This is a genomic window from Agrobacterium fabrum str. C58 (genome assembly GCF_000092025.1).
GTDB lineage: Bacteria > Pseudomonadota > Alphaproteobacteria > Rhizobiales > Rhizobiaceae > Agrobacterium > Agrobacterium fabrum.
The window spans coordinates 1128648-1142786 of record NC_003063.2; the positions used below are offsets into that span (position 1 = coordinate 1128648).

At 60.3% G+C, this 14139-nt stretch carries 11 protein-coding genes and 1 pseudogene; 7 read left to right on the forward strand and 5 right to left on the reverse strand.

Annotation, left to right across the window (positions count from 1 at the left end):
• Positions 1-105 precede the first annotated feature (105 nt).
• A complete protein-coding gene (locus ATU_RS18755) occupies positions 106-1410 on the forward strand; it encodes an MFS transporter (RefSeq protein WP_035255704.1) in 1305 nt (434 codons plus the stop codon).
• 54 nt (positions 1411-1464) lie between these two features.
• Here the strand turns inward: ATU_RS18755 and ATU_RS18760 are convergent, their stop codons facing one another.
• From ATU_RS18760 to ATU_RS18780, 5 genes and pseudogenes are all read right to left on the reverse strand, one after another.
• The gene (locus ATU_RS18760; protein WP_010973503.1) at positions 1465-2802 is read right to left on the reverse strand and encodes a sensor histidine kinase; all 1338 of its coding nucleotides are present in this window, start codon (positions 2800-2802) and stop codon (positions 1465-1467) included.
• A 21-nt stretch (positions 2803-2823) separates the two neighbouring features.
• Positions 2824-3477, reverse strand: a complete 654-nt coding sequence (locus ATU_RS18765; RefSeq protein WP_006313721.1) for a response regulator transcription factor — start codon at positions 3475-3477, stop codon at positions 2824-2826.
• A gap of 66 nt (positions 3478-3543) precedes the next feature.
• Positions 3544-5211: a phosphoethanolamine transferase gene (locus tag ATU_RS18770; RefSeq protein WP_035255709.1), complete on the reverse strand. Its 1668-nt coding sequence runs from the start codon at positions 5209-5211 to the stop codon at positions 3544-3546.
• 304 nt (positions 5212-5515) lie between these two features.
• Positions 5516-5788, reverse strand: a pseudogene (locus ATU_RS27000) (spike base protein, RCAP_Rcc01079 family); the annotation flags it as partial.
• A gap of 111 nt (positions 5789-5899) precedes the next feature.
• A complete protein-coding gene (locus ATU_RS18780; protein WP_006313724.1) occupies positions 5900-6811 on the reverse strand; it encodes a LysR family transcriptional regulator in 912 nt (303 codons plus the stop codon).
• A gap of 187 nt (positions 6812-6998) precedes the next feature.
• Here ATU_RS18780 and ATU_RS18785 point away from each other — a divergent pair, with 187 nt between their 5' ends.
• The 6 genes from ATU_RS18785 (at position 6999) to ATU_RS18810 (ending at position 14139) form a co-directional block, all read left to right on the forward strand.
• Positions 6999-9131, forward strand: coding sequence for a TonB-dependent siderophore receptor (locus ATU_RS18785; protein ID WP_010973505.1), 2133 nt, complete (start codon positions 6999-7001; stop codon positions 9129-9131).
• A 28-nt stretch (positions 9132-9159) separates the two neighbouring features.
• Positions 9160-10062, forward strand: coding sequence for an iron-siderophore ABC transporter substrate-binding protein (locus ATU_RS18790; RefSeq protein ID WP_035215754.1), 903 nt, complete (start codon positions 9160-9162; stop codon positions 10060-10062).
• On the forward strand, positions 10059-12023 hold the full coding sequence (fhuB, locus tag ATU_RS18795) for a Fe(3+)-hydroxamate ABC transporter permease FhuB (protein WP_006313727.1): 1965 nt from the start codon (positions 10059-10061) through the stop codon (positions 12021-12023). The genes ATU_RS18790 and fhuB overlap by 4 nt, the downstream gene beginning before the upstream one ends.
• A gap of 100 nt (positions 12024-12123) precedes the next feature.
• A complete protein-coding gene (locus tag ATU_RS18800; RefSeq protein ID WP_425354032.1) occupies positions 12124-12867 on the forward strand; it encodes an ATP-binding cassette domain-containing protein in 744 nt (247 codons plus the stop codon).
• A gap of 247 nt (positions 12868-13114) precedes the next feature.
• A complete protein-coding gene (locus ATU_RS18805) occupies positions 13115-13642 on the forward strand; it encodes a DUF992 domain-containing protein (protein ID WP_010973508.1) in 528 nt (175 codons plus the stop codon).
• 98 nt (positions 13643-13740) lie between these two features.
• Entirely contained in the window at positions 13741-14139 is a 399-nt protein-coding gene (locus ATU_RS18810) for a c-type cytochrome (RefSeq protein ID WP_006313729.1), read from the forward strand.

A 14139-nucleotide genomic window follows, 5' to 3' on the forward strand; every position in this document is an offset into this window, starting at 1 on the left:
AGCATGGCGGGTATATATCCCCGTCCAAGAGCGACAAATCATCACACCTTCCGTTCGCCCTTCCATCTCCAGACGAAGATGAATTGGAGTTTACCTGTGAATATTATGGCAAATGGTCCCGCCACGGCGCCGGATCAGAAAACCCGTTTGAAATCGATTATCGGCGGCTCGGCGGGCAACCTCGTCGAATGGTACGACTGGTATGTCTATTCGGCCTTCACCCTTTATTTTGCTCCGGTCTTCTTTCCCTCCGGCAACCAGACCGCCGAATTGCTGAGTGCGGCCGCCGTCTTCGCCGTCGGATTTCTGATGCGGCCCATCGGGGCCTGGTTCATGGGCACCTATGCCGACCGCAAGGGCCGCAAGGCGGGCCTCACACTCTCGGTTACCCTGATGTGTCTCGGTTCGCTTCTGATCGCAGTCACGCCCGGCCATGAAACGATCGGCATTGCAGCACCTGCGATCCTGGTTTTCGCGCGCCTCCTGCAGGGCATCAGCGTCGGCGGTGAATATGGTGCCAGCGCCACCTATCTCAGCGAAATGGCCGGCAAGAGCCGCCGTGGCTTCTTCTCCAGTTTCCAGTATGTGACGCTGATTTCCGGCCAGCTTCTGGCGTTGGCAGTGCTTCTGGTGCTGCAGCGGGTTCTGACGCCGGAACAGCTCGGCTCCTGGGGCTGGCGCATTCCCTTCTTCATCGGCGGCATGCTGGCAATTGCGGTATTTTATATCCGTCGCGGCCTTGCCGAAACGCAATCCTTCGAAAACGCCAAGGCCGGCGAGGCTGACAAGCCGAAATCCAGCGGCTGGGCACTGTTCAAACATTATCCGCGAGAAGCGCTGATGGTCATGGCGCTGACCTCAGGCGGCACGCTCGCCTTTTACGCCTATACGACCTATCTGCAGAAATTCCTCGTCAACACCTCGGGCTTCAGCAAGGAAAGTGCCACGGAAATCACCACGGCTGCGCTGTTCGTCTTCATGCTGTGCCAGCCGCTTGCCGGCGCGCTGTCGGACAGGGTGGGCCGCAAACCGCTGATGGTGGGCTTCGGCATTCTCGGAACGCTATTCACCTATCTCATCTTCAGCACGCTGGCGACGACGACGGATCCGATCATGGCGTTCGTTCTGGTGCTGGTCGGGCTTTTGATCGTCACGGGTTACACCTCCATCAATGCGGTGGTGAAAGCGGAAATGTTCCCCGCCCATATCCGCGCGCTCGGCGTGGCTCTGCCCTATGCGCTGGCGAACACGATCTTTGGCGGAACGGCGGAATTCGTGGCCCTGAAGTTCAAGCAGATCGGCCATGAAAACTGGTTCTTCTGGTATGTGACGATCATGATCGCGCTGTCGCTGGTGGTCTATGTGAAGATGCGCGATACGCGCGATCATAGCCATATCCACGAGGATTGAGCCTCAGCCATATCGGCTCCAGGAAAGCCCCGTCTCCCGGCGGGGCTTTTGTTTTCAGGCCGTTTGGACCGGAAGGATCACGCGGGCCTCGAAGCCATCCTGCAGGCCGGAAACCGGAGAGGAAAGCACCAGCTCCCCGCCTGCCTGTTCCACCAGGCTTTTGACGATGGCGAGGCCAAGCCCGGTTCCATCAGCCGTGGTCGGCCCTCGGGTGAAACGTGTGGTCAGCTTGGGCAACAATGCCGGGTCGACAGCCGGCCCGGAATTGACGATGCGGATCGTGCCGTCCGTTTCAGCGATGGCCTGCACCGGGCTTTCCGCGGGGCTGTGGATCAGCGCGTTTTCAAGAAGATTGCGGATGATGATGCCGAAGGCATCCGCGCCGATCTGGCAGGGCAGGCCGCCTTCACAGCGATTGGTAAAGCGGATGCGGGACGTGCCGATCGCAGTTCTGCTCATGTCGTCAACGACGAGTTCAAGCACGGGGATGAGATCGCTTGTTTTGTCGGTGACCCCGATCTTCGCTTCCGCCCGCGACATCTGAAGCAGTTTTTCGGCGAGATGAGCGAGATGCTGCAGGGATTTTTCAATATTCTCGACGCGTGGCGCCAGCTCCGGCGGAATATCCACGCGCAGCCTCTGCGCCTGCGCTAGTGCGCCGGCAATCGGCGTGCGCAATTCATGGGCGCTGTTGGCGGTAAACTCCCGTTCGGCCTCGATCGTCGATCGCAGCCGTCCGAGCAGCAGGTTGACCGAACGGGCGATGGGGTGCAGTTCGGCGGGGAACGGCTGTGTCGCAAGCGGCGCAAGATTGCCGCCGTCTTTTTTCCCGATTTCGTCACGCAATGTCTGCACGGGTTGGAGGGCTCTGCGCACGACGACGATGACGGCGATGATGCTGGCCGGAATGAGAATGAGAACGGGCAACATCAAGGCGCTGCCCGCCTCTATGATCGCCTCGCGACGATTGGCGAAGGCATCGGCCACCTGCAGGAAATAATTGCCGTCGGGCGAAGCGACCGTGAAGATGCGCTGCGACGACGTCTCGGAAAAACCGGGATCAAGCCCGACTTCGAAAGGCTCCGTCGAACTATCATGCGAGTGCAGCACGACCTGGCCCTCACGGTCGCGAACCTGATAGGTCAGATATTCCGCCCCTTCCGCCGACTGGTTGAGTTTTTGTGCGGCCGGCGCGGTATTGTTTTCACGCAGGTCGTCCAGAAGAAGCGGTAGCAGCCTTTCCGAAGTTTCCTCAAGGCCGGCATCGAAAATCTCCGCAAATTCGTCCTGCATCGCCATGACGCCCAGCCCGCAGGCGAGAAGCCAGGATATGGCGACAACGCTCGTCAGCGCCGTCACGAGTTTGCGGGTCATGCTGGTCGGTCTGGCCATCTTCGCCTGCCTGCGGTTCGTCTACTTGATGGTGTAGCCGACGCCGCGCACAGTTTCGACGCGGTCATGGCCGATTTTCTTGCGCAGCCGGCTGATATAGACCTCGACCGTGTTGCTCTCTATTTCCGCGCCGAATTCATAGAGCGTGTCGTGCAATTGCGCTTTCGAAACGACCGCGCCGGGATGTTCGACCAGCTTTTCCAGCACCGCCCATTCGCGGGCGCTCAGTGTCTGTGCCGTTCCATCGACGGTAATGTTGCGCGCCACCTGGTTGATCTCGATGCCGGGCAGGCGGATGACGGGTGCAGAGCGGCCCTCGTAACGGCGCGAAACCGCCAGCATACGCGCCGAAAGCTCGTTGAGATCGAAGGGCTTGACCACATAGTCGTCGGCCCCGGCATTCAGCCCGGCAATCCGGTCGGAGACCTGGTCATGCGCCGTCAGGATGATTACCGGTGTCGCGTCGTCGCGCTTGCGCAGGGATTGCAGAAGGGTGATGCCCTCGCCGTCAGGCAGCCGCATGTCGAGCAGGATCAGGCCATAACCCATGGTCAGCGTCGCCGCCATGGCATCGCCCAGCGTCTTGAACCAGTCAACAGCATGGCCAGCCGCCGCGACATGGTCTCGCAACGCCTCTCCAAGCACATAATCGTCTTCAACAAGCAGAACCCGCAAGACAGCTCCCTCTAACGCGTCGTCTTGCGTATCTCTTTGTCCGGATAAGCGTCAAGCATTGTCTGCTCAGCTGGTCTGCCGTCTGGTGCAGCCACTGAAGACATCAAGCGAGGGATCGTAGACCGAAGTCGAGACGCTCATCATGCCGAGGATGCTGTGGAAATAATTGTCGTGCGAGCGCCCGCCCTCCGCAGCGCTCTTTGCCAGGCAGGCTTTGTCCAGCCCCATGGACGTTGCGAAATCGTCGTCGAACCAGACGAGAAACGGCACATGCGTCTGCTGGTCCGGCGCGAGTAGATAGGGCGCGCCATGCAGGTAAACGCCGTTCTCACCCAGCGATTCACCGTGGTCGGAGGCATAGATCATGCCCGTCGCCAGCTTGTCGGAGCGTGCCTTGAGCTTGTCGATCACGGTCGAGAGGAAATGGTCGGTGTAAAGAAGCGTATTATCGTAGGAATTGACGATCTCCGCGTCGCTGCAATTGCCAAGTTCGGCCGTGCGGCAATCGGGGGTGAATTTACGGAATTCATCGGTGTAGCGCAGATAATAGGTCGGTCCGTGGCTGCCCATCTGGTGCAGCACGATCACGCTGTCCTTCTTGACGTTGTCCAGCCAGGCATCGAGCTTGTCGAAGAAGATATCATCGCGGCATTCGCCGCCGGTGCAGAAGCGGCTGTCATTGGTGGAGGGCAGGTCGAAATAGGGGATGCGGTCCGCGACGTTCTTGCTGCCGGTATTGTTGTCCAGCCATGTGGCGCCGACGCCGGCATGGACGAGGACATCCATGAGGTTTTCATTGGCGAGCGCCTTGCTGTGGCTATATTGCGAGCGCGTGAATTTCGAGAACATGCAGGGAATGGAAATCGCCGTCGCCGTGCCGCAGCTGGTGGTGTTGGGAAAATAGATCACGTCGCGTTTGGCGAGTTCCGGATTGGTGTCGCGCCCATAACCGTTGAGGGAAAAATTCGCGGCGCGCGCGGTCTCGCCCGCAACGATGACAGTGATGCGCGGTTTGCGAACGCCGCCGAGCGCGGGCATCAGCTTTGCATCCGTGCCGACCGGGCTCACCTGTATCTCCGCTTCCTGGCCCGCCTGCGTGAAATAATGGATGGTGGAGATCATCGGCGACAACGGGTTGACGCTCTTGACGATATCCTTGTGCTGGCGAATGGCGGTCGTGAGGGTCTTGGAATTCGCAAAGCTGATGATGCCCGCAATGGCGAGGCAGACCAGGATGCTGATGGTGTTCCACAGCAGCTTGTCGAGGATCGGCCGATGCCGGATGCGCACCGCAACGATGAGGATGGACGGCACCAGCCCGTAAATCGCCATATGCCAGAGAAAACCAGGCGTAATCAGATTGCCTGCTTCCGCCTGGGTCGTTTCCATGGCGTTGCGGATCATGTCGCTGTCTATGACGATGCCGTAGCGATCCATGAACCAGGAGGCCGCCGCCGCCGCAAAGACCAGAAGGATCAAGAACGGCTTGATGAGATATTTGGCGGAAAAAATGATGATGAGAGCGCCGAAAAAGGCGGCCATGGCAAAATAAAGGGCTGCGATGGCAACCGGATAGGCGGAGAGATAGGTATGGACCTTCGACCAGAAGGTGCGGTTCGTAAACAGCAGCAGATAAGCCGCCGTCAGCAGGCTGAGCGCCACGCTGCCGATTTCCGGACGAAATGTTGTTGTTCCCGTCGCTTTCGAGGTCAAAAGAGCCACTATCAGATCCACCAGATTTCCGATTGGCCGATGGCAGCGACCAGAGGGCGCAAGCGCCCCGGTCCAAACTGCCGCACGGCCCGATTAGTGGCCGATGCGCGTCTTTGCTGACATCAACCTGAACGCCTGTCACGAAAGTGTCATATAACATCGAATTTCCCGATAAGGTTGTGTTTCCGCTAGGCGGCGGTTGGCGACAGACGGCGCTCAGTTGAGTCCGGCGATTCCCGTGGCGGTGGTGCGCGTCGACAATACGCGCGTGGCCCTCCTGCAGGTTCTGGAAGGTCACCGTCGGCCCTGAAAGCAGGGTGAGGCAAAGATGGCCGGCATTGCCGACGGCACGCGTGGGGGAAGGCAGCGGGATCACATCGTCGGGAAGGACATCGAAAGCGTGGAGTGCCGGGGATTCGAGGCCCGCCGCGTGGTGTTCGTAAGTCTCAGCCATTTTTGTCTCCCGTACGTCGAAATCTGCCGTTATTATGCGCCGCGTCGGGGCAGCGGGGACAAGCGGTGACGAGAAACAGTCCGGCCGAATTTCAGTCTCGTTTCCGGCTTGCCGATGAGTGCGGCATTTTTCCCGCAATCTCATGCGGTTGCGCCGTATCGGCCTGTTGTCATCGCTACGTTGCAAAAAAAGATGGGCGGATTTTTCGTCCACAGGATAGGCGGGCGGGCTTGGATATTCCTGACAAGGACCGCGTTAGCTGCGCGCGTGGAGAATGAAGGCCCTGACGGCGGGCGAGGCTTCCGTTTTCCGGTGCGCTATGGCGAGGTCCGAGGTGGTGGCGCTTGCCGCAAGCGGCACGTAGCGCACGCCGGGCAATCGCAGACAGTCGAGAGAGCGTGGCACCAGCGCGACGCCGAGGCCGATCGCCACCATGCTGGTAATGGTGGTGTAGTCCCGGCCTTCCGGGCTGATCACCGGCTGAAAACCGGCCTCGTTGCAGGCCTCTATCGTATTGTAGTGAAAGCCGACATCCGGCGGTTGTCGCGGCGTGATGAAGGTTTCCGCGGCAAGGTTCTTGAGATCGAGTTGCAGCGCATAGGCCAAGGGATGGTTTTCCGGCAGGGCGGCCATCAAGGGTTCGCGCAGAACCACATGGGTCGCAACGCCTTCCGGGATCGGCGCGGGCGGGCGGATGAAGGCGAAATCCAGATTGCCATCAGCTATCTTTGCGAGTTGCAGCCGCATTTCCATCTCGATGAGCTGCAGCTCCACATCCGGATGGGAGGCGCGGAAACTGGCGATGGACTGGATCAGCAGGCCGGAATAGGCCGCAGAGGCGACATAACCGATGGAGATACGCCCAGTCTCGCCACGGCCAACACGTCTGAGTGAGGCAAGTGCCGCCTCGGCATTGGCAAGGATTTTACGGGCGTCTTCATAGAGCAGCTGGCCCGATGTCGTTAGCTTCACCGACCGGCGCGTCCGGTCGAGCAGAGGCATACCGACGATATCTTCGAGCGCCATGATCTGCTGGCTCAAGCCGGGTTGGGCAATGCCAAGGCGAGCTGCGGCACGCTCGAAATTGCGCTCGTCCACCAGCGTGGTGAAATAGCGCAGGTGCCGTAGCTCGAATGTATCCGCACGACCTGCCGGTTTCCTGCCCATCTTCGCGGCCTTCCGCACTAGATTTGAATAATTCCAAGCTATTATCGACGTGATTTTTCATAATCAATAGTTATGAAAAAAACAGGTGTCACTTATTGGATCACGATTTGCACCTTGCGTAATAAGATGACTTAAATTCTCCAGAAAAAACCGCTTCAAGGCGGTGCGGGTGACGAAGGGTATTGGCGTGCAGGGAAAATCCAAACACATTTCCATTCTGGCTGGTGGTTGTGCCGCCATTGCCTATGTGGCTTTCCTCGCCCCCGCTGCTGCGCTTGCTCAGGAAGCCGGAACGACGTTATTGCAAACTATCACCGTCGAGGGCGCCAAAAACCAGGATCCCAAGGCACCGGTGAAAGGTTATGTCGCGAAAACCAGCGCCAGCGCCACCAAAACAGGTCGCTCGCTGGTCGAGACGCCGCAATCGGTCTCCGTCATCACCAAAGACCAGATGGATGCGCAGACTGTCCGTAATCTTAGCGAGGCGCTGAACTATGTGCCCGGCGTCGTCGCGCAGCCTTCGGGCGCAGATCCGCGTTTCGATGCGCCCCGCATCCGCGGCTTTCAGGGGAACCAGCTGCAATTTCTCAACGGCCTGCGGCTGATGCGCACGGCCGGTGCGCCTCCTTACGAGGTCTACGGTCTGGAACGGGTGGAAGTCATTCGCGGGCCGGCTTCGGTGCTTTATGGTCAGGGCAATCCCGGCGGTCTCATCAATCTCGTCAGCAAGCGACCGACCTTCGAGCGTTTCGGCGAAGTGGGCGCACAGATTGGCAGCTTCGATTATTACCAGTCGATGTTCGATATCGGCGGACCGGTGGCGGGCACCGACAGTTTCGCCTATCGTCTGACCGGCCTTGCCCGCAAGGCTCACACCCAGACAGACAATCTGCAGAACGACCGCTATTTCATCGCCCCAGCGCTGACATGGCAGCCGGATGAGGACACGAAGCTGACGGTTCTTGCCTCCTATCAGCACGATAATCCCAGTTCGCCCTCCGGCCTGCCGCCGGCGTTGACTTATTCGCGGCCGGGCAACATGCTGGATCGCAGCTTTTATGTCGGCGATCCCTCCTTCGACACGTCAAACCGCAAATTCACCAATATCGGTTATGAATTCGAGCACCGTTTCGACGAGACCTTCACCTTCCGGCAGAATGCACGTTATTCCAATTTCGACTGGTCCTACCGGGCGCTCGGCATGTCTTCGACCAGCGGCGGCATGATCGGCAATCTCATCCGTCGCAACGCGACGTTCCAGGACGAGTTACTGAACACCTTCAACATCGACAACAGCCTGCAGGCGGATTTTTCCACGGGGCCAATCGACCACACCCTGCTTGTCGGGCTGGATTACCGTTATTTCGACAATAACGTTAAAACAGAGTTCTGGGCGGCGACGCCGCTCAACCCCGTCAACCCTGTCTATGGCGGGCCGATCAGCCTGACCTCGCGCACACTTTATGCCGATGTGAAGACGGATATTTCCCAGATCGGTTTTTATGCACAGGACGAGATGGCGATCGAGAACTGGCGCATCACCGCCGGCCTGCGGCAGGATTGGGCAAGCACCAGCGGCACCACCTTCAACGGCACGACCTACCGCACGCTCGACAAGGATGACCACAAGCTGACGGGCCGTGTCGGCGTCAGCTATCTCTTCGATGGCGGCTTCGCGCCCTATGTCAGCTACGCCACCTCCTTCGAGCCGGTGCCGCAGCCGGCTGTCGGCGATGCACCGAAGCCCACCACCGGGGAACAGTGGGAGGCGGGCATCAAATACCAGCCTGAGGGTTTCGACGGTTTCTTCTCCGCCGCGATCTACGATCTGAAGCAGAAGAATGTCACCACGACGGTGGGCGGCGTAACACAGCAGATGGACGAGGCGCGCGTGAAAGGCCTCGAACTGGAAGGGGTAGCAAGCCTCACCGACGGGCTCGACCTGCGCGCGGCCTACACTTATATGGACAGCGAGGTTTCCGGCCGTGTGAATGATGGCAAGGAGCTTGATAGCACGCCCCGGCACGCCGCAAGCCTCTGGCTGGATTACACCTTTGCCGAAGATACCGCGCTTGAGGGTTTCGGCATCGGAGGTGGTGTCCGTTATGTCGGAAAGCGTTACGGCGACGCCGCCAATACCTTCGAAATGAAGGGCCTCGCTTTGCTCGATCTCGGTGTGCATTACGAGAAAAACGGCTACCGCGCCTCTCTTCAGGTGCAAAACTTGACTGATAAAGAATATATTTCTAGTTGCTCCACTTTCGGATGCTATTACGGTGACGGAAGAACGGTTATGGGCAAGCTGACCTATCGTTGGTAAAGCCATATCAGAGTGAAGCAGCAGGGGCATGACGCGCAAGGATCGATGGATGTCCCCCCTCTGGGGGCGGCGGGAGTTTTTGGGCATGCTTGCTGCTTCGGCCTTTGCCGGTACGGCACGGGCAAAACAGACCCCGCGCATAGCCGCCATTGACTGGGCGATGCTCGAAACATCAGTGGCACTCGGCGTCATGCCGGTGGCGGCGACCGAACTCATCCAGTTCCGCGCCGGTGCAGTGGAGCCTGATATCCCGGAAAGTGTCGCCGATCTCGGTCTGCGCGGCGCGCCGAATTTCGAGCTTCTGCAACTCACCCGGCCCGATCTCATCCTGATTTCGCCTTTTTACACGCGCTACACCGGCAGGCTGGAAGCGATCGCTCCGGTGTTTTCGCTGCCCTTTTACGTGAAGGGCGAGCCACCGTTCGAGAAGGCGCTGGCGGCGGTCACCGCACTTGGTGAAAAGCTCGGGCGCACTGACGAGGCGCGTAAGGTTCTCATCGAAACGGACGCTGCCATGCAAGCCATGCGGACCCGCCTTGCCGGTTTTTCCGCACGCCCGACGTATGTCATCAATATCGGCGATGCCCGGCATTTTCGTGCCTTTGGTGCGGACAGTATGTTCGGCGATATCCTTAGCAGGCTGGGGCTTGCCAATGCCTGGGTGGACCGGTCGCAATTCACCTTCGCGGCGCCGGTGCCGCTCGAAAATCTCGCCGCCTCGCCCGAGGCACGTATCGTCATCGTTTCCGATATTCCGGTGGAAGCCCGGGAAGGCCTACGCAACAGCGCCATCTGGCGCGCGCTTCCGGCGGTGCGGCAAGGCCGGGTGGTGACGCTCGGCAATGTCGGCCCTTATGGCGGTATCACCGCCGGCATGCGGTTTGCGCGGCTTCTGACCGAGGCCTTGACGGCACAGGGAGAAGCCCTGTGACGGCACGGCCTCTCCAGTTTTTCTTCGGGCTTCTGTTCCTTTTTGCCTGCGGCCTTTCCCTGCATGCCGGCCTGCAACGGTTGCCCCTCGGCGCATGGCCGGGCCTGCCATTCGATGCCGCATCCATGTCGATGGACCAGATCATCTTCGCCTTCAGCCTGCTGCCGCGTGTGGCGGTCGCCATTCTTGCGGGGGCGATGCTCGGCCTGTCAGGTGCGCTTTTCCAGCAATTGCTGCGCAATCCGATTGCCGACCCGTCGACGCTCGGCATCTCGGCGGGCGCGCAGCTCGCCATCGTCATCGCCACCCTGTTTTTTCCTTCGGTGCTGGATGGCAACCGCGCATTGGTGGCGCTCGCTGGCGCAGCTGCTGCGGCCGGCGTCGTCTTCCTTCTCGGCTGGCGACGCTCCTTCGAGCCGGTGACCATGGTGGTGTCAGGGCTGCTGGTCGGCATCACCGCAGCCTCCGTTTCCGCGGCGCTGACGCTGGCGCAGGGCGAATATCTGATGTCCCTCGTCGTCTGGAATGGCGGTTCGCTCAGCCAGCAGGACTGGTCGAATGCCGTTATGCTCGCTTTCCAGCTTCTCGCGGGGCTTGCCCTGACCGGCCTACTGATAAGACCGCTCACGGTTCTCGGCCTTGGCGATTCCGGCGCACGTTCGCTTGGCGTGTCGCTGTTTTCGATCAGGCTGGCGGTCGCCGCCGTCGCGGTCATGCTGGCTGCTTTTGTTGCATCCGCGGTCGGCCTTGTCAGCTTCATCGGTCTTGCCGCACCGGCACTTACCCGGGCGCTCGGTGTGCGGCGGTCATCCTCCGTATTGCTGGTTTCGCCCTTGCTGGGCGGTCTGCTCCTCTGGTTCTGCGATGGCCTCGTGCAGCTTCTGGCGAGTACGACGGCGGAAGTTTTCCCGACGGGTGCCGTGACGGCACTGATCGGCGGGCCGCTGCTTTTGTGGCTGCTGCCGAAAATCCGGCCGACCGACGTTCATCGTGGCGAAGGCGTCGATCTCGCCCCAAGACGCGGCCCTTCGGCCCTGCTGCCGGTGCTCGTCATCATGGCGGTGCTGGTATTTGCCGCACTCGTCATCGGCAAGGGGCCTGATGGCTGGACAATGCTCAAGGCCAGTGACCTGCAAACTCTTCTGCCGTTCCGTTGGCCGCGGCTGGTGGCCGCCATAGCCGCCGGCGGTCTTCTCGCCATGGCGGGTGCGCTTTTGCAGCGGCTGACCGGCAACCCGATGGCAAGCCCGGAAGTGATCGGCGTCAGCGGTGGTGCCGGCCTTGGTTTTGCCGCCGCCATCACGATTTTTCCGGCGGCGGGTCTGTTCGAACTGTTTTGCGGCGCCGGCATCGGCTCGGCGGCCGTCATGATCCTGGTGCTGTTCTTCGCCGTGCGCCGGCATCTGGCTCCGGAAAAAATCCTGTTGGCGGGTATTGCCGTCAGTTCGCTTTGCTCGGCGGTGCTCTCGGCGCTGCTTGCCATCGGCGATCAGCGGGCATGGCAGATTCTCGCCTGGCTCAGCGGCTCGGGTTCGACGGCGACACCGGCTTCGGCGATCTTTCTCTCCATCCTTTCCGTCGTGCTACTGGTCGCTGCCCTCTCGGTGACCCGCTGGTTGACGATCCTGCCGCTCGGGCGGGACGTGCCGCTTTCCCTCGGTCTGCCGCTCAGCGCCGCACGTATCGCCGTCATTGCGGTGGCGGGCATTGCCACCGGCGCCGCTTCGCTGCTCGTTGGCCCCTTGAGTTTCGTCGGCTTGATGGCGCCGCATATTGCGCTGCGGGCCGGTTTCACTACGCCGCGTGACCACCTGCTCGCCTCTTTCCTGTTCGGTGCGGTGCTGATGGCGCTTTCCGATCTCGGTGCGCGAACGGTCACCTTTCCCTATGAGCTGCCGCTCGGGCTTTTTGCGGCTCTGGCCGGCGCGCCTTACCTGATCTGGCTGTCAGGCAGGCGATGATGATTTTTTCAGTCGATTTACGGAGATGAAAATCATGGGTCAGGCAGCGCCTGTGGTCACTTACGACGATACGTCGCTTTTTTCTCTTGATGGCGTCACCATGGAAGTGCCGGGCCGGACGTTGCTGCAGCCGCTGACGGCACGTTTTGCGACCGGCAAGACCATCGGCCTGATCGGCCATAATGGTTCGGGAAAATCGACGCTGCTCAAAATCCTGGCGCGCATGCAGGAGCCGACGGCGGGCCGGGTTTCGTTCGAGGGTAAGCCGTTAAATGTCTGGGGCAACCGCGAATTCGCGCGCAAGCTCGCCTATCTGCCGCAATATACGCCGGCCGCCTCCGGCATGTTGGCGAGCGAACTGGTGGCACTCGGCCGTTATCCCTGGCATGGCGCGCTCGGGCAATTCAGCAAGGCGGACCAGGAGAAGGTGGACGAGGCGATCGAACTCACCGATACCGTCGCCTTCCGCGACCGGCTGGTGGACACGCTTTCCGGCGGCGAGCGTCAGCGCGTGTGGCTTGCCATGCTGGTGGCCCAGAATGCCGAAAGCCTGCTTCTCGACGAACCCATCTCCGCGCTCGACATGGCGCATCAACTCGAGGTGCTGTCACTGGTGCAGAGACTGTCGCGCGAAAAGGGTCTCGGCGTCATCGTGGTGCTGCACGATGTCAATATGGCGGCTCGCTTTTGCGACGAGATCGTCGCGCTGCATTCCGGCCAACTGATCGCCCGCGGAACGCCGCGGGAGATCATGAACCCGAAGACGCTGGAGCGCATCTATGGCGTGCGCATGGATGTCATGACACACACCGCCACCGGCTTTCCCGTCGCCTTGCCGCTTTGAGATGTTGCAGCAAAACAACGGCCGCAAACGCTTGTTGTTGATGGTGATTCCGCGCGTATTTGCCGCCCTAACAATGTCTTAATGCCAGCCTACCGCCATTAGACATTGTTAACCGTTTCGCTTTCATCGCCTCCAATTAAGTTGTTTTGGATCGATTTTTCGGAACAAACGTTAACAGTGCGGAATTCAATATCCGGAGAGGGCAAGAAGGGCTGCTGCGGGTAGGAATAAAACAGGAGAAAATCAGATGAAAAAGGCTGTTGCCGTAACTTTTGCCGCATTGACGATGGGCTTTGGCGGAACCGTTTCCGCACTCGCCGCCGACCTTGCAAGATATGAGCCGGCTCCGCAGGAGCAGGACGATCGCAACGGTGTCAAGATCGGTTACCTCACCTGCGATATCGGCGGTGGCGTCGGTTACGTGATCGGCTCGGCCAAGGAACTGGATTGCACCTTCCAGTCCACCATGGGCGCACGTCGCACCGACCATTACACCGGCGCCATCCGCAAGATGGGCGTTGACCTCGGTTTCACCACACAGGGCCGTCTGGTCTGGGCCGTTTTCGCCCCGACCGCCGGTTACCACCGCGGTTCGCTGGGCGGCCTCTATCAGGGCGCAACGGCCGAAGTCACCGTTGGTCTCGGCGTCGGCACCAACGTTCTCGTTGGCGGCACGTCGGGTTCCATCCAGCTGCAGACCGTCAGCGTAACCGGTCAGGTTGGCCTCAACCTTGCTGCCACCGGCACGTCCGTGACGCTGACCGCCATGAATTGATTGGCGAATTGCCCGGTGTTGTTCACCGGGCATTCTGTCGCATGTCAAAACACGCCCTCTTCGTTGTCAGACGGAGAGGGCGTTGTATTATCCGGGCCATGATTTCCGTATCCAAACAAACTGCGGCTGCGACCGCGTTTTTCCTCCTGCTTGCGGCAAGCGCCTTTGCCGAGGGCGATGCGGCGCATGGCGAGAAGGTTTTCAGCCGCTGTTCCACCTGCCATAGCGTCGATGCGCCGCGTACCCGCATGGGACCACATCTGATGGGCGTGGTCGGCAGGCCGATGGCGGCAGTGGCCGATTACGGCCATTATTCGCAGGCGCTGAAGGATGCCGGTGCGGCTGGACGGGTCTGGACGGAAGACGAGCTGCAGAAATTCATTGCCAGCCCGAAGAAGGCGATCCCCGGAAACGCGATGCGTTTTTTCGGGCTGTGGAGCGAAACCGATATTGTTGATCTGATCGCCTATCTAAAAACACATCCTCTGCCGCAATAA